Source organism: Pseudoalteromonas sp. S1610 (genome assembly GCF_005887465.1).
Lineage (GTDB): Bacteria > Pseudomonadota > Gammaproteobacteria > Enterobacterales > Alteromonadaceae > Pseudoalteromonas > Pseudoalteromonas undina.
This window is the reverse complement of the sequence record NZ_PNDI01000007.1, coordinates 1-19,659: the sequence shown is the minus strand read 5'-3', so window position 1 is coordinate 19,659 and position 19,659 is coordinate 1. Positions and strand designations below refer to the sequence as shown.

Below are 19,659 nucleotides of genomic sequence, written 5' to 3'. Positions count from 1 at the left end.
CCGAAGACATCGAAGGTAACAAATAAAATGATAAATAAAATAGGGAAACGTGCATTCGCCATTGTTTTTTCAGTTTCAGTGCTTAGTTTAGGAGCTTGTTCGTCTGCGCCTGACCAAGAAGATATTCAACGAGTACCAAACAGATCAGCACAAGCACTATACGAAGATGCAAAACAAACGCTTGATTCTGGTTTATACGCACGTGCAATTGAGTTGTTAACGGCAATTGATTCTCGCTACCCGTTTGGCCCGTTTTCAAAGCAAGTACAAATGGATTTAGTGTATGCACATTACCAATCAGGTAATACAGAGCAAGCACTGGCGACAATTGACCGCTTCATTCGCTTAAACCCAAACCACAAAGATTTAGATTACATGTATTACATGCGTGGCTTGGTTAATATTAAAGCTGATAAAAATGCTTTCCAAGAATACTTTGGTGTAGATAGAGCAGACAGAGATGCTAAACGCACCCGTGTTGCTTATACCGACCTATCAACCTTAGTTAAACGTTTTCCAGAAAGTGACTATGCGCCGGAGGCAAAACGTCGTTTAGTTTGGTTATTAAACCGTATGGCTCGTTATGAGCTGAAGGTTGCAACTTACTATTATGAACGTGAAGCCTATTTAGCAGCTGCGAATCGCGGCAAGTATGTGGTAGAGCACTACTCACAAAGTAGCTACCTTGATGCAGCATTAGCCATGATGGAAAAAAGCTACGATAAGCTTGGGTTAACTGAATTAAGTGATAATGCAGCGCAAACACGCAAATTTAACAGTAGAAATAAATAACACAAAAAAGGCGCTACTTTTAAATTAAAGTAGCGCCTTTTTTATACTCAAGACAACGATTATATTGCGTCTTCATCTTCTTCTGCGGTACGAATACGAACAACACGCTCTACCTCAGTGACAAATATTTTACCATCACCAATTTTACCTGTTTGTGCGGTTTTAACAATCATATCAATAGCACGTTCTACATCTTCATCACCAAGCACAATGTCCAGCTTTACCTTAGGTAAAAAATCAACCATATACTCTGCACCACGGTATAGCTCAGTGTGGCCTTTTTGACGCCCAAACCCTTTTACTTCACTTACTGTCATACCCGTAATACCAACATCAGAAAGTGCTTCGCGCACATCATCGAGCTTAAACGGTTTAATGATTGCTTCTATTTTTTTCATATTAGTTACTTTTGAAAGCCTCAGTTGCCTCGATTTTAGACAATCATGAGGTTCATAGCAAACAAAGTGATTGAATAGCACAGGTGAAAAATAATCATGGTATGATTATTTTAATAAAAATAACTATACTAGGGTCTGTTGACCTTTCAACATCACCGAGTTAATGAGATTTATATGAAAACCAAGCATACAGGATTTACTCTATTAGAGTTAATGGTTACCGTTGCTATTGTTGCGATAATAGCGAGTATTGCAATATGGAATAGTAGCGATATGCTGGAAGAAAACCGAGGCGAAAACTTTTTATTGGAGCTAAAGCGTAATATTAGTTTTGCGCGATCACAAGCAGCTAGTACTGATGAAATCGTGGTTATTTGTGCAGCTCAGCATTCGGAGGTTAAAAATAATGATGATAGTATGCAATGCCGAGCAAGGTGGGATGGTAATAAAGTTATTATTACCTTTATTGATGCAGATAATGATGGTCAATATAATTCCTCATCTGACAGCTTAATTCGCGTTATGGAAAAAATTAACCTTAATGATAAGGTAACATTCACAGCTGGAGATAGACGAATACGGTTTAACACCAGCGGTCGTATCACCACTAAACCTGGAAATTTTATTTTTTGCCCTAATGGTACTAATGAAAATAATAAAGGGTTAACACTGTCTCAATCAGGGACTGCTTTTTATATAGGTGACACAACTCAAACCTGCAGCTAAAAGCCATTTCATACTTTGTCGTTTTTTGATTATTTACTAAACTAATATAATGGACTGTTCAATGTAAGGCTTCAGGGATGAAGTTAATTATAAGTGTTCACAAAAACGATGGCGTTACGCTAGTAGAATTGCTAATAACCATTTCAGTTATAGCAATACTGAGCCAACTCTCTTTATGGTTTGTTCCTGATTTCTTGGCGCTCAATCGCGCTGATAATCAGGTGAATTTATTACACCGAAATATTAATTTAGCACGTCTTTATGCTATAGAGCATGGCAGCTACGTAACTCTTTGCGCTTTAAAAGATAAACAATGTTTAGATGGTGAGTGGCACACGGGTGTGTCACTATTTACTGATAATGACAAGTCAACATCTTTGGATAATGACGAACGTCTTATTAGTACCTTTGAACATACCCATCCCTCTGATAGCTTAGAGTACCCTCGCACTGCAATAACTTTTAGACCTGACGGCTCTTTAAATGGCTTTCAAAACGGTACTTTTATCTATTGCCCTAATAGCGAAAAAGCAAGCCTTGAAGGGCTTGCTCTTTCTATAAGTCAAACAGGTCGCATACGGATAAAGTCCACAAATAGATGCAAAAATAACTAACCTGAACTCTGGTTAAGAGATTTACTAATATATTGGATAATAGTGATAGCTAGGTTTATTTCCTCTAGCCAGAGACTCACAGTGAAAACAAGGTGGATTTTCGCGTCAATAGCTGGGCTATTGCAAGTAAATTCAACGCCATTAGCGCTAAAAGCAGCTACTTGAGATGGGTATATAATCCAGAGTAAGGTTTACCTGCATTATCTACCCCAACAATAATTTATATCTGATTGACCTTTGGTGCCTTTAGCCCCTTTTAAGCCTAAGTCATTAATAGACAGCTCAGTACAATCAGCATCCCCTTTCACCGCTCCAGCGATGGGTTTAGCTGTAATTGTAAATTCATTGCTATCAACCACATTAATTGCCAACTCAAAATGCCCGTTTTCAGTTTTACTTTGAATACCTAAGTCGCTAAACGAAGTCGAATAAACTCGGTTATCTACAAAGTATTGCTCTTGCTTGTTTGCCGCATCTAACAGCGCAGATGCTGCTTCTGCGCGTGATGCCCTTTTTACATACTCATTGTAATTCGGCAGTGCAACTGCAGCAATGATGCCAACAATCGCAACTGTGATCATTAACTCAATTAATGTGAATCCTTGTTGTGTCTTGTTCATATACAGCCCTTAATTGTTTATTTCGTCGTTTTCTTCACGCTTATAAATATATGTTTGCTGCGTTTTAAAGCCAAAACCAATGGGCTCTTTATCATTAACCAGCTTGATTGTACCGTCAACCACTTTTAAACCAGGTCCTGTAATTTCTACAGGTTTAAGAGGGTTTTCGGCTTGCTCACCTTTTATTCCAGGACCAATTAGAAAAAACTGACTTTCTTCGATAACGTCTTCTTCTGGATTATCATCACACTTTCCATCACCGTTCGAATCGGTACAAGAGTTAGTTGCACCAAAATAAAGCTGTGGTGTATCGGGTACGTCATAACTGGTTGCAAATTTGAGCTGATCATACACTTTTGTACCATAATGCAAATGAAACGCATAAAGCGCACCACCGCCCCCACTTAAAGAACATTGATTCTCTACAACGGCATCAGATGCTGGCGTGAAAGAGGTAAAATAAGCAACCCCACCAACAACAGTAGCTGCAGCTAATGACTTTTCACCTTTGGCTAATTCATAGCGCCACCCTTTCTTTTTTGCCAACTCAGCTTCAACAAGATTAAAACCATCTATGTCATCTAGAGTATTACCAAACGGGTCATCGTTCATAATCATTAAGTCGGATGGTTTAATTGCAGCAGGCGCATTGATTTTAAATGAGCGTGTCAACGTATTTTCATCACGGATCATAAACAATTGATCTTGCTCATTTGTATTCGTTGGTTTTGAACGATTACCACTGCCGATAACAACAGCATCATAAGGAGTATCTAAACGGGTAATAACCTTATCACCGTTGATGGTCGTCTCTGTTACTTTACTAAACAAGGTACGCGCAACTAAAGGCTTATAAAAGAAACGTCTATCTTGGGTATTTTGATTGCTACCAAGCTCTGCAAGTTTGAAATGGCTGAACTCGCTGCTATCTTCTCCTGGCATATCAATTCGCCAAATATTACCACCGGTATCTGAAGCATAAATTCGGTCAATATAGCCGTCATAATCTGAATCAAGCGTAGTTAAATCAGCGGCAATGCTATGCTTACCTTTAAAACCATTGCTATCTGGGGTTAACGCCCAAACTAAACTGCCAGTTTTTGCTTCAACAATATAAATGCCCCGGCCGCTGGTGTCCTCAGACCTAATTGCGGCGTCTTTATTAATATCGTAACCTGCACCAAATACGAGTAAAGGTTTATTACCAAAGGCTTTAATATAAGCTATTTGCGGTTTTGACCATGTTTGTGCTAATTCCGTAAAGTCGCCTTTGCCGCCTTCAATTGGTTTGCTCCAAAGGCGCTTTGGCTGGTTCGGGTTTGTAATATCTAAGCCGTAGTAATTCTTGCCACCACGACGCATACCAGCAAAAGCCCAAACAGCATCTCCTTTACTAGCATCTATAATACCGTCATTTAAACCTTCGCTATTTAAACTCTTATTACTAAAGTAAACACTGATAGGGCCGTCCATACCATATACTTTACTATCCGCTTGTTTATTTCTGAGTGGTTTAATAATGTCAAATAATGCTGAAGGTATAAACGCCCAGCTTTCACTTACAGTCTCACCGGCATCTTTAAACATATGTAAAAATCCAGCATTTGTTCCTATAAGAATTCGTATATCATCATTGCCATAGTCGATGGCAATAGGTTTTGAATGTAATGGGTCGCCAAAAATATCAGAGCGTTGATCTTGTGATGAACCATCTTTATCCTCATCATCAACGTCGACCCCTCTTGCCCAATTCACATCTTGACTAGATAGGGACAACGGGTTATTGGTAACCCCGCTAAGAATGTCACTAACAACCGAAGTATTAAAACTAACAACAGAGCCTTGATTCTCCGTAAATAAATTACGAGCAAGCGGATCTATCGTGCTTAAATAATGATTCACACCACCTTGTGCAACAGCATTACCGTCAGCGGGTTGGCCTGCAGGAAGCCAAAATGTTTTTGCATCTTTTGAGATTAAACCTTCGCTATTAAGAGCAGGCTTGTTAGTTGCGTCAACAATCTGACTACCTGAAACTTTTAACTTTTTGAGGTTACCACGCCAGCGCGCACCAGTTTCTGGATAAAACATTGCAAAATAAATAGCATCACGGCTTCGAGTTTGATCTACGTTATTACTGGCCACTGATGGCGATGAAAAACTATCGTTTACTTCACGAATACGAGAAATCGTATTTTTGAGTGCGTCTGATAATTGTGCTGCAGTATTTGCATGTAAATACTGTCCACCGCCGTAGTTTGCTGTCTCAGTAAGTAGGTTCTTTCCTGAGTTGCTCATACCCGTACCAAAACCAATAGGAAATACACGTCCAATATCAAGCACATTATTGGTTTTGCTATACAAATCAACTTTTACATCATCTGTACCATGGATAATTTTCGCCAGTGCTGCTAAATAACTATTACTAACAGCAGGTGCATTTTCAGAAAAATAGTCATTATGGAGATTATATATATCATTATTTCTGTTAGAGTCGTTTGTAGGGTCACCGTCCGTCATTAAAATAATGTTGATACTATTATCACAACGTAATGGCTCACCCGCTACAGGGGCAAAGGGTGATTTATAAACTCCTGATGACTCTGCGGTAAAATCTCGATTATTAGTATTACCTCCATAGTAAACGTTTTGGCCTGTTATATATAAATACGCTTCCCACAATGTTTCAGTTAATGGGGTTGATCCGCTGGCAGGTAGCTCATCAACTTTATTTAGCAACGTTGATTTTGCAGCACCAACTCTGGCTAGTACATACCCACCATTACTACCATTAAAGCGCATTAAACCAAATTCGATATCATCATTATCGTTCACTAACTGTGTAATCGCATTTTGTGCAACTCTTAAACGACTATCACTACATGTGGCTTCATAATTGTAGTAACTAGTTTTTTTGTAACATTGCTCATTTCGTTTATAGCTATCTTTACTTTCAAAGCAATCAACCTCGTAATAACTATTACCGCTTCTTTTATAGCAGGCATTGCCATCGTTTACATCCCAGGCCATACTTCCCGAGGTATCAAAAATCATAATAACACGTGGCTTTTCATTAGTTTCCACATTGTGGTTAACATAGAGCTCTATGTCTTCACCATTCGCTGATAAACTAATTAATACACAAAATATAGAAATGAGTACTCTCTTTAACGTAAGTTTCATTTTAAATCCCCTTACTTATGCTAGCCATCTCTTGGGCTACGCCGGTCACAATTGTAAGCTGGTGCTTACTTTTAGAGCCATATTCTATGGTTGTTGAAACTTGTACCATGTTGCATGAGATACCAGCAGTAAAACTAAAACGACGAGGGCATTCTAAATCGAGTACACCATTGTTTAAATTAATCATATTGCTTTTCATATCATCACGTTCAGCCATAACAATACCCTTGTCTGAAACTTCTTCAGGGGTCAAAAAGAACTGATTAGCAGCTCCTTTACTGACTTCGTCAGCAATTATGCGCTGCACTTCACCAATTAGTTGGTTTTCTGCAACCTCGCGCTCTTGGGCTGCGTTGGTAATTTTAATATCAATACTACTACTGCTCATTAAAGTAACCGCAATTCCTGTCACTGCTATGACCATAATAAGCGCTGTAATAAGTACAACGCCATGTTGTTTATTTTTCATCTGCGTTAAATACGCCATAAATTTGCACCCACGTTATTTAAACGAATAGTCGTCGTGAAAACAGTTCGTCTGAAATTATCTGAAAAAGTGAGAGTGCGACTATTAGCATCTTCCCCTAATACGTACGTTTGGTTCTTAATTTTAAGACCTGGATCAGGCTGCAATGCTCTGATCAATAAAAAAACTTGTACTGTTAAAATGCCTTTACGATTTTCCCAGTCACTGACATTCATATCATTGATGCTTTTGTATGTATCAACACGGCTGTCGCTGGTAGTATCTAGACCAAAAACAAAACGCATATTTTCCACGCCTTCCATTATGGTTTCAGTGTTTATAGACCCTCCCACCAAACGTTTTCGCATTAGTGCAGGTACAGTAAGGCTCTTATTATTTACCGTATAAGTTTGCTCTGAAATATAATAGCTGTGATGACTATACGGCCATACCGACGCATTAATATTTATGCTAGTAGGGTCAACAACACCTCGCTCAAAGCGAGCACTTTCTTGCTCAGCAATAAAATAATTCTCATCACTTTGCGTTTCATTAACACCTGCGGCATCCACTTCTAGTTGGTTTCCTTGTAAAAACTTAACCTGTAAAATATCAGTGCCTGCTAAAGGGTTATTAACGCAATTAAGTTCACTTGAACTAGTAGCTGTTTTTGCATAAAGCGTTTTAAAGTTACTGCTGCTGGTTAAATCAGGAAAGCTACCGTTATTGAGACCTTCAAAACAATCACCTGTAGGATTCGACAATGATGATGTGTTTATAACGGTGAAAGAATCATCATAAAATGTTCCCCAAAAACCAACCTGCTCAATATCACGTTGCATAATATTTATAGCTAAGCGACCTGATTCTTGTAACTCACCTATAGTCATTGTGTCTTTGGTGGTTACTTTCATACCGATATAAGTAAACATTACCCCACCCAAAATTAATCCCCCTATAAATAGAGATATCATCATTTCAATGAGTGTAAATCCTGTTTGCTTCATTTTAGCTCCTAACGTATACATAGCTATTAAGCACGACTAAGCGACGTTTTTTATCTGCAACACCACAGCTAATTTTACCTGTGGCCTCACTCGCTTTAAATTCTTGGCGACCCTGCCAAGAAACAATAACCTCTATGTTATATGCTTTCCCCCCAGACCCCCCTACAACTTCAGGGTTAATACACACAGTTGCCCCATCAAGTGATCCGGTATTCTCTCGGGCTCGGATAGCACGTTTCCATTGCTCGATATCTAAACTAGCTATTTGTGCGTTACTACAAGAGCTTGTAAAACATGTTTTAGACGGTTTCTTAGTGGTTTCACTGGTAAACTCTACATCATAATGGGTCGCGAGTTGCGATGTATCGTTTGCTCGAATACGTTGAATAATATCATTACCAAGCGCAACAGCAGCAGCACGTTGCATTGAATCAAAACTTGCTTGCTTTGCTTTTGCTTGTAAAGCCACCGCACCGAGTAAGCCAAAGCTTAAAATAATGAAAGCAATCAGAACTTCGATGAGAGTAAAGCCCTTTTGAAACTTAAATACAGTCGAGAACATACTTAAACCAAATAATAATTATCTAACAATAAGTGTATGCAATTAAAAATTAGATTCAACTAGAACCATGACTAACGGTTAATTATGTTGATAAGCGGTTAATGGGTAGGTGTATTAAAGTTCGCTTTTTACGCTTTTGAGTGCTCGACGACTTACAGCTAAAAAAGCGCTACAGCCTTGTAGCTCAATAACATGTTGATGGTTTTTAAGCGTATGTAGGGCAATGATTTTGTTCTTATTCACCAAAGTATGTCGATGAATTCTTAATAAATGATGCGGGTATTGCATTTCAAGATGCTTTAAACTGTCCTCAATTAAAGCTTCCCCTTGATCAAACACAACCTTGGTATACTTTTCCTCTGCGTTAAAATAAAAAATACTCTCTATTTCAATACTTCTAATAGTGCCGGCCAGTTGATACGTTACTTTTTCTGTATGTTGCTGTTGCAGGTGTACTCTGTTTAAACGTCCTAGCTGTTGTAATGCATGTTGCAAACTTTTTACTGATATAGGTTTTACTAAATACCCAGCTGCATTTAGTTGCAGTGCATCAAGTGCATGCTCAGGGTGAGCGGTTATAAAAATAATCGCAGGGGGAACCGCCAAGCCATTGAGTTGATTAGCCACTTCGATGCCATTTAAGCCTGGCATGTCAACATCTAAAAACACTAAATCAGGCTGAAGCTCTTCTATTTTCATTAAAGCGTCATTGCCATTATCGGCCTCACCTTGCACATGAATGGATGTATGGCTTTGACCAAGTAAACGCTTTAAGCGTGCTCTTGCTAAGGGTTCATCATCTACAATCAGTACATTCATAACATGTTCTCTGTTTGTTTTGGGATAACCACTTTAACTCTAAATTTATTTTCTTTGTTGGTTATAGTCAATTGCGCCCGACCTTTATAATAAATACTTAAACGAGAACGGATATTATCAATTGCCATACCGTTATGCTCTCTAGTATTAGCAGTTTCAGTAGGTACAGGGTTAGTTACAATCAAGGTTAAATAATGTGTTGTAACATGCAACTCAATACTAATGGTAGCACCACTTTGGCTGGGCTCTACACCATGACATACTGCGTTCTCTACCAAAGGTTGTAATGTTAGATATGGAATATAGAGCGCAGGGAGGTTTTCTGGTAATAACCACTCAACCTGTAAACGCTCTGCAAAACGCCATGATTCAAGAGCAATATATTGTTTAGTTAATATTATTTCATCACTGAGTAATACACTTTGCCCTGAACGCATTGCAGCTTGCGAAAGCGCTGCTAATGCCAAAATAGCATTCTCAGCAGCTTCAACGTCATGATGCGTTAATTCTGCTGCCGTATTCAAACTATTATATAAAAAATGGGGTCTGATCCGCGCCTGCAAGGCATCAAGCTCCGCTCGAGAGAGTGCTTTGGCTTGCTGTTCTTTTTCAAAATGAATAAGCAAAAATTGTACAAAAAGTAAGGTAAGCAAAAATACAATAATGCAATTACGTAACACAAAAAACGTAAGTTGTTTTTCGTTTTCTATATCAAAAGCAATATGAGAAAAAGCCAGACTAAATAAAGCAGTGCTCAGACTATATACAGCAATAAAAAAACTAAGCTGAATAAACTGAGGCTGTTTTGCAAGAAATCGCCGGCAAATGTATAAAAAAGAGGTACTGACTAATACTGTTACATGAAGAAATAAACTAATCTCTCCCAAGTGCAGCCATATGTCACCGCCAGCATTAGGAGCAAAAGCTAAAATAATAGCCACGACTTGTGTTACTACGAGGGATGCAAGTACACCACGCTCATTAAAAAGGGCCGAAAAAAGTAGTGCATCTGGTGTCAGTTGCTTACTCATTCGGCCCTCCTTTTATCTATTAATAGACTAACGCAGCTCTACTGGTACAGCAAAAACGATGTTTTCTTCTTCACCTGGGTTCTCGGTTACTTGCGTGCCACCAAGCTCTTTTAAACGAGTAATGACTTGCTGAACTAATACCTCAGGAGCTGAAGCACCGGCAGTCACACCTACACTATTGATACCATCAAACCATGATGCTTCAACATTACTAGCATCATCAATTAAATAGGCTTGCGTCCCCATTTTATCTGCCAGCTCTCGTAAGCGATTAGAGTTGGAGCTATTTTTAGCACCCACAACTAATAACACATCTACTTTATCAGCTAAATCACGAACCGCATCTTGACGGTTTTGCGTTGCATAACAAATATCATCTTTACGTGGGCCATCGATTGCAGGAAATTTACTACGTAAAGCATCAATCACATCGGCAGTATCATCTACAGATAGAGTTGTTTGGCTGCAGTAAAAAAGATTATCCGCATTTTTTACATCAAGCTTTAACACATCATCAACCGTTTCAACAAGGTAAATACCACCTTGCTCGTTATCGTATTGACCCATAGTACCCTCAACCTCAGGGTGTCCGTGGTGACCAATTAAGATGCATTCAATACCTTTTTTACTAGCACGCGTTACTTCCATATGCACCTTAGTCACTAACGGACAGGTTGCATCAAATACTTTTAACTCTCTGCGTTTAGCCTCTGAGCGAACAGCCTGAGATACACCATGAGCGCTGAAAATAACAATGCTGTCATCTGGAACCTGATCTAGTTCTTCAACAAACACGGCGCCGCGATTTTTTAAACCATCGACTACATAACGGTTATGCACCACTTCGTGTCTTACATAGATTGGTTTTTCAAAAATATCTAAAGCGCGCTCAACAATACTAATTGCGCGGTCAACACCGGCGCAAAAGCCTCGTGGATTAGCTAGTAATATTTCCATTAACCTTGTACCTCAATAATATCAACCTCAAACGTTAAACGTTGACCTGCTAATGGGTGGTTAAAATCGATAGTGACTGACTCACCTTGCACTTCACGAACCAGGCCTGGAAGCTCAGTACCATCAGGTTGAGTAAAGGCAATAATCGCACCTACTTTAGCCGGTGTTTCTGCACCAAACTTACTACGATCTACATAATAAATATTATCTGGATTGGGTTGACCAAAGGCATCTTCAGGCTCAAGTTCAAATGTTTTGCTTTCACCCGCAGTTAGGCCAAGCAAACATTTTTCAAAGTTAGCGGTTAAGCTGCCATCACCCATAGTGAGCTTAGCAGGTTTGTTATGTACTTTTGTTGAGTCAGCGGCAGAGCCATCTTCTAGTTTAATAGAAAAATGAAAAATAACGTCTGAGTTTTCACCAATTACAGCTTGGCTCATGCTTTATGCTCCTTTGGTTCTTCGCCTGTAAAGGCGTCAAATAGTAATAATGCAGCGCCTATACAAATAGCGCAGTCTGCAATATTAAATACGGGGAAATGTGAGTCTTCGTAAAACACATGTAAAAAGTCAATAACGTAACCATAAGCAACACGGTCGTATAAGTTACCGATAGCACCCGCTAACACTAACGAATATGCACCGCACAATACTTTATTAGACGCTGGAAGGCGCTTTAACCACCATATCAACAAACAACTAATTGCGATTGCTATTACACTTAAAAACCAGCGTTGCCAGCCACCCGCTTCGCTTAAAAAGCTGTAAGCTGCACCGTAGTTATGTACATAAGTGATACTAAAAATAGGCAGTAGATTAATTGACTCACCATAGGCCATGGTGTTTACAACCAGTGTTTTACTGGCAAAGTCTATTACTAGTAGTAATAGACTCAACCAAAGCCACACTAAACCACTTTTTTGGGTTAGTTTGCTCACTAAAAACAACTCCTAAGCGAATTGACGCTTTTCACCTTCACCGTCAACGTTACTTACACAACGACCACAGATTTCAGGGTGGGCAGGCTCAACGCCTACATCTTCACTATAATGCCAGCAACGCTCACACTTTTTAGCTTCTGTTGCTGATACGCTAATGTATAAACCTTCAATTTCGGTTGCTTGTGAGTCTGCAGGCTGGCTATCAACCTCAGTAACATTTACAGCTGAAGTTAGTAAAACAAAGCGCAGTTCATCACCTAGTGCCGCCAGCTTAGCTGCAAGTTCTTTGCTTGCAAACAAGTTAACCGTTGCTTGTAATGTAGCGCCAATCACTTCTTCTTTACGTGCAGCTTCTAGCAGACGGTTCACTTCGTCACGCACATTTAAAATAGCTTGCCAGTCTTCATTACTAAACTTGGTCGTTGTTGGTGCTTGTAATCCCTCATACCATGTTGAAGTAAATACATAGTCACTGCGCTCACCTGGAAGTGCTTCCCAAATTTCTTGCGCTGTAAAGCTCATGATTGGTGCCATCCAACGCGTCATTGCTTCAGCAATGTGGTACAGCGCGGTTTGACAAGAACGACGTGCATGACTGTCGCTTTTTGCCGTGTACTGACGGTCTTTTATAACGTCTAAGTAGAATGAACCTAACTCACCGGTACAGAAGTTCATTAGCTTTTGCGTTACTAATAGCATTTGGTAGCTATCGTACGCTGCTAAAATATCATCTTGTAACTGTGCTGCGCGCCCTACAATCCACTTATCAAGCTCAACCATATCATCCACAGCAACTTGATCCGTTTTTGGATCAAAACCGCTAAGGTTAGCCAGTAAGTAACGGCTGGTGTTACGAATACGACGGTAGCGATCTGCTGAACGTTTGAATATTTCATCTGATACCGTCATTTCTGCCGTGTAATCAGTTGATGCTACCCATAAACGTAAAATATCAGCGCCTAGTTTATTCATCACATTTTGTGGTGAAATAACATTACCTAATGACTTAGACATTTTGCGGCCGTTTTCATCAACCGTAAAGCCATGCGTTAGCACTTGTTTGTAAGGTGCATGACCATTTATTGCCACTGAGGTCATCATTGATGACATAAACCAACCACGGTGTTGATCTGAACCCTCTAGGTATAAATCAGCAGGACCGGTTAAATCTTCACGCGCATCAACAACACAGGCATGCGTTACACCTGAATCAAACCACACATCGAGTGTGTCTTGCACTTTCATGTATTGTTGTGCGTCTTCTTCACCTAGTAAAGTAGCTGGGTCTAAGTCATACCAAGCTTGAATACCTGACTTTTCAACTAGCGCCGCGGCTTGTTCAATCAGCTCTTGAGTATTTGGGTGTAATGCGCCCGTGTCTTTATCAACAAACAACGCAATAGGTACACCCCAAGTACGTTGACGTGAAATACACCAATCAGGGCGACCTTCAACCATGTTAGCAATACGGCTTTCGCCCCATTCAGGTAACCACTGAGTATTTTTAATTTCAGCCAGTGAATCTTGGCGCAAGTTAGCCTGATCCATGCTAACAAACCATTGTGGTGTGGCACGGAAAATAATAGGTGTTTTATGGCGCCAGCAATGTGGGTAGCTGTGCGTTAATGCATGATGATGCATTAGGGCATTATTTTCTTTTAATACCTCAATTACACTCGCATTGGCTTTAAACACATGTTGACCGGCAAATAATTCAGTATCAGGTAAGTACACACCGTTTGCGCCAACAGGGTTAGCTACTTCAAGATTGTACTCAAGACCTGCCACGAAATCTTCTTGACCATGACCTGGTGCAGTATGCACGATACCCGTACCAGAATCTGTTGTTACGTGCTCAGCAACAATAACAGGAACATTAAAGTCATAAAAAGGATGTGCTACGGTTAAGTTTTCAAGTGCTGCGCCTTTAACATAGCCAAGGATATGGAAATGGTTAAAACCAAAACGATCCATCGCATCTTTAACCAGCTCAGAACCTATAATAAGACGTTGCTGAACGCCTTCATCTTCTACTTGTACTAGCGCGTATTCTAAATCAGCATGCACAGCTACCGCACGGTTTGCTGGCAAAGTCCATGGTGTCGTAGTCCAAATAACGGTTCCTACGCTACCTGTTCCTGTATGGCCAGCCGCTAAATCAAACGCATTAACCACCGCATCTTGATCTGTAAAAGTAAAACGTACATCAATAGCTGGAGATTGTTTATCTTGGTATTCAACTTCTGCCTCAGCTAATGCTGAACCACAATCTGTACACCAATGCACAGGCTTAGCACCTTTATGTAAGTGACCATTTTTTATAATGCGGCCTAGTACACGAATGGCATTAGCTTCAAAGTCAAAGTTCATGGTTAGGTAAGGTTTATCCCAATCACCAAAAACGCCTAAACGTTTAAAGTCTACTTTTTGGCCTTCCACTTGCTTTTTAGCATAGGCACGACATTTCTCACGAAACTCTGCCGCAGTTACCTTAACACCGGGTTTACCGACTTTTTTCTCAACCATTAGCTCGATTGGTAAACCATGACAGTCCCAACCTGGTACGTATGGCGCATCAAAGTCTGATAAAGTTTTAGACTTAACAATAATATCTTTTAATATTTTATTTACTGAGTGGCCTAAATGGATATCGCCGTTTGCATACGGAGGGCCGTCATGCAAAATGAAAGTTTTTTTACCTTTCTTCGCGCTGCGAATTTGACCGTATAGGTCGTCTTCATACCATGCTTTAAGCATTTTTGGTTCACGTTGTGCCAAATTGCCACGCATTGGAAACATTGTTTCCGGTAAATTCAAAGTATGTTTGTAGTCGCTCATTAATCCTACTTTCCGTTTCTATCGGCTACCTAATTTAAACCAAAACACTGCTTAGCGGCGGCAACATCGGTTGCTATTTGTGCCGTCAGTTGTGTTAATGTCTCGAATTTTTTCTCATTGCGGAGTTTTTCAATTAACTCCACATGCATAAATTGTCCATAAATATCTTGTGCAAAATCAAAAAGGTGAACTTCTAATAAGGCACGAGTTCCATTAAACGTGGGTTTGTTTCCAATGTTAGCCACCCCAAAAACTTGCTTTCCTGCGATCATCACTTGAACCGCAAATACACCATTGACCGGACAAACTTGACGTTTTAGCGCAATATTTGCCGTTCTAAAACCCAGTTCGCGGCCTTTTTTCCAGCCATGAATAACACGTCCAGATATTGCATAATTATGCCCAAGCATAACTTTTGCACTAACTAAGTCACCTTCAGCAAGCGCTTCTCGTATCAAGGTACTGCTTACTCTAGCATTTAATTGCCTAAAGCTGGCAGTGCTTTTAACACTCATTCCCACTTGGGTGCCCATAGTTGCCAATAGACTAAAGTTACCTTGGCGCTGTTTACCAAACCTAAAATCATCACCAACCGTTAATGCTTTAACGCCCAGCTTTTTAATTAAAATATCGCTAACAAACTGCTCAGCATGCATGTTTGCAAAAGCCTGATTAAAGCTAATACAAATAACGCGTTCAATTCCTAAGTTACTCAATAGACGAAGTTTATCACGCAGTCGAGTCAGCCTAGCCGGAGCGTTACTCTTTGCAAAAAACTCCTGTGGCTGAGGCTCAAATAACATTACAGTGCTGGGTAAATTATTTTCTTTTGCATCAGCTAAAAGCCCTTTTAATACGGCAGCATGACCCAAATGAACACCATCAAAATTACCAATGGTCAGCACACAACCAAAGTGTTGTGGGCGTATATTGTGTATACCTCTAATTAACTCCATGCCACCTAATGCCTTTTTCAGCGAGCGATAAAATGCGACCTCGGGCCGCAGAGTGTCCGATTATAATCTTTTTTTTAATTTGATTCAGTAATTGCTACACTTTTTATCGTATTTAGTCTAACACCCATCAAAAACAACATAAAAAAGTAACTAACAATCGCAATAATTAATAACACAACCAATAACATAACTTGTTCGCTAAAGTGCCAACTAACCCAGTCATATTGCCTACTAGTAAACCAAACCAATGCGCCCATTGTTATACTTGCCAACAAACACTTCAAAGTGAAGTAGCCACTCATGCTGGAAAACTGATAAACATTCTCTTTTTTAAGCTGTCGATACAGTAAGTAGGCATTACAACTTGCCGACATTGAGGTTGCCAGTGCCAAACCTAAATAGCCAATAAATGGTGCCAGCATAATATTAAACACCATATTTAGTACCAAAGTAATAATACCAATGCGTACCGGTGTTTTAGTATCTTGGCGAGAATAAAACCCAGGCGCGAGGACTTTAATTAACATAAAACTGACTAATCCCACTGAGTAGGCAACCACACCTAAGCTCACCGCCTTAACATGATCGATGCCCGCTTCTTTGAAAGCGCCATGATCAAACAGCACGGTAATAATAAGTGGGCTTATAATCATCAATCCTATCATTGCTGGAAGCCCTAAAAAAATCACAAACCTCACTCCCCAATCTAGGGTATGTTGAAAGTCGCTACTTTTTTTACTGCTGTGTAATTTTGACAGCGCAGGTAAAATAACCGTCGCAATACCAATGCCAAATAAACCAAGTGGGAATTCAATCAGTCTATCTGAGTAATACAGCCAAGCGATAGAGCCTGTCATCAATAATGAAGCTATTACCGTATCGAGTAATAAGTTAATTTGACTAATTGATACACCAAATAAGGCTGGGAGCATTAACTTGCGTACTTTTTTCACATTTTCATCTTGCCAACCCCAGCGCGGGCGCGCTAGCATTTTTGCTTTATACAAAAACGGCAGTTGAAATAATAGCTGTACCACGCCTCCTAAAAACACGCCAACAGCTAACGCATAAGCGCCTACAGAAAACTGATCATGTAATAAAATGGCACAACTAATGATGGATACATTGAGTAACACCGGAGTAAAAGCCGCAACGGCAAAACGATTATAAACGTTCATCACAGCGCCACTGAGCGCAACAAGGCTTACAAAAAACAAATAAGGAAAAGTCAGTTTTAATAGCGAACTGGCAAGCTCAAACTTTTCTGCGTCAGGGCCACCTTGCCACCAATCAATAAACCAACCAGTGCCGAATAAAGCAGCAATAACAGGTGACGCTATCACACCAAAGAGCGTCACTATCAGTAAAATAGTGCCTAACGTGCCGGCGGCTTGGGCAACAAATATTCTGACCTTCTCATCGCCTTGCTGCTGTTTAATTTCACTTAATACCGGTACAAATGCTTGCGCAAAAGCCCCTTCGGCAAATAAACGGCGTAAAAAATTAGGAATACGGTTAGCAAATAAAAATACATCGGCCGCAGCGCCTGCGCCCAACAAGTTAGCTACGACGGCATCTCGTACTAGCCCTAAAATACGCGAGATCATTGTCATTGCACTTACAATCATCCCAGAACGAAACAAACCTTTTGACACTATGAATCCATATTAAAAATCAGCAATTAAGTTAATTATGCCATAGTCTTTTTTATAAATCGCTTTAAAGCACTAGGCTGGAACCCCTTGCTTTGTTACAATAGCGCTATTAACTGCTAAAGCGGCAAATTGATGTTCGTTATAAGGAGCAGTTTTTCTTGGATTGTTAAAATTAAATTGACATTCATGATAAAAACAGGCATATTCCACGGCCTTTAATTTAAGCTTTATTTAAGATTGTTAGGAGCAAACCTTGGCTAACATCAAGTCTGCAAAAAAACGCGCTATCACAAGCGAAAAAAACCGTCAGCACAACGCAAGCCGTCGTTCAATGATGCGTACTTACTTCAAAAAAGTAATCGTAGCTATTGAAGCTGGCGATAAAGAAGCTGCACAGCAAGCTTTTTCTGTTGCTACACCTATCCTAGACCGTTACGCAACTAAGGGTCTAATCCACAAAAACAAAGCTGCTCGTCACAAGAGCCGTTTAGCTGCTAAAATTAAAGCGCTATAATTTGTTTTTGCAAGATTAAAAAAACCGGCTTTTGCCGGTTTTTTTTTGCCCAAAATAAATGCGCCTATTAAACGTTATCAAGCTCTGGGTAAAACTTTTTCAACATCGCCGCAATTTTCTTTGGAGAAAATGGCTTAACTACAAATCCTTTAGCCCCTCTATCTATCGCATCCTTCACATTTTCAACGCCTGAATGAGCCGACACCATCACCACGTTTGTCTCTGGTGATAACTCATTAATTTGCGCAATAAGCTCTTTACCGTCGCCATCAGGTAGCTCTATATCTAAAAATATAATATTAAAATTGGCTGCACGACACTCGCTAATGCACTGCGCAGCCGTTGACGCCTCTTTTACATTCTCTATCCCTAAATGCATCAATGTTTGACTGAGAAAGCTACGCACCGTGCTAACATCATCAACTATTAAAATAGATAGCTGCGTATTCATATATAATCCTTATAGGCTAAAGCCATGTCTGCGAAATTGGTGATTTGCTTAAAATACAAATATTTACTTTATTATAGAGAGCTAAGCTAAAAAGGCCAGATTTGCTTTATGTCGAAAACCACAAAAAAGAGTCGCCGCAAAAAAAATAAAACGATTACTGTTAAACCTACACCCACTAATAAGCTTGCAAACCTTGGCTCACAATTAAAGCCGCAATCAAAGAACACTAAGCATGGTATCAAGCTGACCCTGTTTTTTATTTTCACGATATTATTACTTATACTTGTTTTAATACCAAAGCCAAGCTTACTTACTTATAAAAAATCATCTATGGTAAGCCAAAGTGTGTATTGGCCAGGGTTGTTTTCAAGCGAACCAAAACTACTGGACTCAACCCTCCACCCGCGACTGGATAAGGAGCATAGAACCCTTTACCTATGTATTGATTTACAGCAACCGCAGAGCTGCCAAAAATATCGAATTATTGCTGAGGAAGGAATATTTTCAGTATTGCTTACTTACTTTTAACATTAAAAAAACTAATCTGAAAATTTAAAATTACTTGGTTGAAAGCTGTGCAAAAGATCAACATAATGGCGCTCCTTTTTTCAACAACTGAACTATTGAAACGACCATGCTAAACGAGCTAGATTGGCTTTTAAATACATTACTACTTGCACTAGGTTTAGGTGCATTCTTTATTAACCAACTGACACTGCTTCGCGTTGCTGCGATTAGTGCTTGTGGTTTGTTATTCCTATCATTTAGCTTAGATCTTATGTCGTCGAGTATTATTTCAAATATGAGTTTAGTTTTGATCAACACATTTTACTTGTTCAAAGTTTATACATTTGGGCAATTTACTGTATCTCAACACTAATTACTTCCCCTTAGAATATTTTATAGCCCAGTTTTTCTGGGCTTTTTTTATCCCACAGCTTTAAAAATCTTGGGTCTTAGTTTGAACTAAGTTAAAATTTATCTCGTATTAGGGTCTGTTGACCTTTCAAGGTTAAATTTGCAGCAGTCTGTTTGGTATTTAGGCAAGGCAGAGCCTATGTGGTGTGGTTATTCCCCATAAATAGGTGATAACGCCGCTGCAATGCCAACCAGGAGCTGCCCTTAGGGTT

At 39.6% G+C, this 19,659-nt stretch carries 21 protein-coding genes; 6 read left to right on the top strand and 15 right to left on the bottom strand.

Going from position 1 to position 19,659, the window contains the following annotated elements; genetic code table 11:
- Positions 1 to 27: 27 nt before the first annotated feature.
- Positions 28 to 792: an outer membrane protein assembly factor BamD gene (locus CWB77_RS03795; RefSeq protein WP_010391290.1), complete on the top strand. Its 765-nt coding sequence runs from the start codon at positions 28 to 30 to the stop codon at positions 790 to 792.
- A gap of 59 nt (positions 793 to 851) precedes the next feature.
- On the opposite strand, the gene CWB77_RS03790 is transcribed toward CWB77_RS03795, so the two are convergent.
- On the bottom strand, positions 852 to 1,190 hold the full coding sequence (locus CWB77_RS03790) for a P-II family nitrogen regulator (RefSeq protein WP_054202119.1): 339 nt from the start codon (positions 1,188 to 1,190) through the stop codon (positions 852 to 854).
- A 174-nt stretch (positions 1,191 to 1,364) separates the two neighbouring features.
- Here CWB77_RS03790 and CWB77_RS03785 point away from each other — a divergent pair, with 174 nt between their 5' ends.
- A complete protein-coding gene (locus tag CWB77_RS03785; RefSeq protein ID WP_010391289.1) occupies positions 1,365 to 1,916 on the top strand; it encodes a GspH/FimT family pseudopilin in 552 nt (183 codons plus the stop codon).
- Positions 1,917 to 1,993: 77 nt separating this feature from the next.
- On the top strand, positions 1,994 to 2,530 hold the full coding sequence (locus CWB77_RS03780) for a GspH/FimT family pseudopilin (protein WP_010391288.1): 537 nt from the start codon (positions 1,994 to 1,996) through the stop codon (positions 2,528 to 2,530).
- Positions 2,531 to 2,730: 200 nt separating this feature from the next.
- On the opposite strand, the gene CWB77_RS03775 is transcribed toward CWB77_RS03780, so the two are convergent.
- The 13 genes from CWB77_RS03775 to murJ form a co-directional block, all read right to left on the bottom strand.
- Positions 2,731 to 3,150, bottom strand: a complete 420-nt coding sequence (locus tag CWB77_RS03775) for a type IV pilin protein (RefSeq protein WP_138621443.1) — start codon at positions 3,148 to 3,150, stop codon at positions 2,731 to 2,733.
- Between the two features lie 9 nt (positions 3,151 to 3,159).
- A complete protein-coding gene (locus tag CWB77_RS03770) occupies positions 3,160 to 6,333 on the bottom strand; it encodes a pilus assembly protein (protein ID WP_138621441.1) in 3,174 nt (1,057 codons plus the stop codon).
- A 1-nt stretch (position 6,334) separates the two neighbouring features.
- On the bottom strand, positions 6,335 to 6,820 hold the full coding sequence (locus CWB77_RS03765; RefSeq protein WP_010391282.1) for a hypothetical protein: 486 nt from the start codon (positions 6,818 to 6,820) through the stop codon (positions 6,335 to 6,337).
- Complete coding sequence (locus CWB77_RS03760; RefSeq protein WP_010391281.1) at positions 6,808 to 7,806, bottom strand: PilW family protein; 999 nt, start codon at positions 7,804 to 7,806, stop codon at positions 6,808 to 6,810. Before CWB77_RS03760 ends, CWB77_RS03765 begins: the two co-directional genes overlap by 13 nt.
- A gap of 1 nt (position 7,807) precedes the next feature.
- Positions 7,808 to 8,368, bottom strand: coding sequence for a type IV pilus modification protein PilV (pilV, locus tag CWB77_RS03755; protein WP_010391280.1), 561 nt, complete (start codon positions 8,366 to 8,368; stop codon positions 7,808 to 7,810).
- A gap of 114 nt (positions 8,369 to 8,482) precedes the next feature.
- Positions 8,483 to 9,187, bottom strand: coding sequence for a LytR/AlgR family response regulator transcription factor (locus CWB77_RS03750; RefSeq protein ID WP_010391279.1), 705 nt, complete (start codon positions 9,185 to 9,187; stop codon positions 8,483 to 8,485).
- On the bottom strand, positions 9,184 to 10,218 hold the full coding sequence (locus CWB77_RS03745) for a sensor histidine kinase (protein WP_138621439.1): 1,035 nt from the start codon (positions 10,216 to 10,218) through the stop codon (positions 9,184 to 9,186). The genes CWB77_RS03750 and CWB77_RS03745 overlap by 4 nt, the downstream gene beginning before the upstream one ends.
- 27 nt (positions 10,219 to 10,245) lie before the next feature.
- Positions 10,246 to 11,175 (bottom strand): 4-hydroxy-3-methylbut-2-enyl diphosphate reductase, encoded by a 930-nt coding sequence (gene ispH, locus CWB77_RS03740; protein ID WP_054202112.1) that lies wholly within the window; start codon positions 11,173 to 11,175, stop codon positions 10,246 to 10,248.
- Positions 11,175 to 11,615, bottom strand: a complete 441-nt coding sequence (gene fkpB, locus CWB77_RS03735; protein ID WP_010391275.1) for an FKBP-type peptidyl-prolyl cis-trans isomerase — start codon at positions 11,613 to 11,615, stop codon at positions 11,175 to 11,177. Before fkpB ends, ispH begins: the two co-directional genes overlap by 1 nt.
- Positions 11,612 to 12,112 (bottom strand): signal peptidase II, encoded by a 501-nt coding sequence (lspA, locus tag CWB77_RS03730; protein WP_075170606.1) that lies wholly within the window; start codon positions 12,110 to 12,112, stop codon positions 11,612 to 11,614. The genes fkpB and lspA overlap by 4 nt, the downstream gene beginning before the upstream one ends.
- A gap of 12 nt (positions 12,113 to 12,124) precedes the next feature.
- On the bottom strand, positions 12,125 to 14,953 hold the full coding sequence (gene ileS / locus CWB77_RS03725) for an isoleucine--tRNA ligase (protein WP_138621437.1): 2,829 nt from the start codon (positions 14,951 to 14,953) through the stop codon (positions 12,125 to 12,127).
- Positions 14,954 to 14,982: 29 nt separating this feature from the next.
- Positions 14,983 to 15,909, bottom strand: a complete 927-nt coding sequence (gene ribF, locus CWB77_RS03720; protein ID WP_055011710.1) for a bifunctional riboflavin kinase/FAD synthetase — start codon at positions 15,907 to 15,909, stop codon at positions 14,983 to 14,985.
- Positions 15,910 to 15,983: 74 nt separating this feature from the next.
- On the bottom strand, positions 15,984 to 17,522 hold the full coding sequence (gene murJ, locus CWB77_RS03715; RefSeq protein WP_041709107.1) for a murein biosynthesis integral membrane protein MurJ: 1,539 nt from the start codon (positions 17,520 to 17,522) through the stop codon (positions 15,984 to 15,986).
- 295 nt (positions 17,523 to 17,817) lie between these two features.
- Between murJ and rpsT the strand changes: the two genes are divergently transcribed.
- Positions 17,818 to 18,078: a 30S ribosomal protein S20 gene (gene rpsT / locus CWB77_RS03710; RefSeq protein WP_008114420.1), complete on the top strand. Its 261-nt coding sequence runs from the start codon at positions 17,818 to 17,820 to the stop codon at positions 18,076 to 18,078.
- Positions 18,079 to 18,145: 67 nt separating this feature from the next.
- On the opposite strand, the gene CWB77_RS03705 is transcribed toward rpsT, so the two are convergent.
- A complete protein-coding gene (locus tag CWB77_RS03705; RefSeq protein ID WP_008114419.1) occupies positions 18,146 to 18,529 on the bottom strand; it encodes a response regulator in 384 nt (127 codons plus the stop codon).
- A gap of 108 nt (positions 18,530 to 18,637) precedes the next feature.
- On the opposite strand from CWB77_RS03705, the gene CWB77_RS03700 reads away from it, so the two are divergent.
- Positions 18,638 to 19,057: a hypothetical protein gene (locus tag CWB77_RS03700; RefSeq protein WP_138621435.1), complete on the top strand. Its 420-nt coding sequence runs from the start codon at positions 18,638 to 18,640 to the stop codon at positions 19,055 to 19,057.
- Between the two features lie 106 nt (positions 19,058 to 19,163).
- Positions 19,164 to 19,409 (top strand): hypothetical protein, encoded by a 246-nt coding sequence (locus CWB77_RS03695; RefSeq protein WP_008114416.1) that lies wholly within the window; start codon positions 19,164 to 19,166, stop codon positions 19,407 to 19,409.
- Positions 19,410 to 19,659 lie beyond the last annotated feature (250 nt).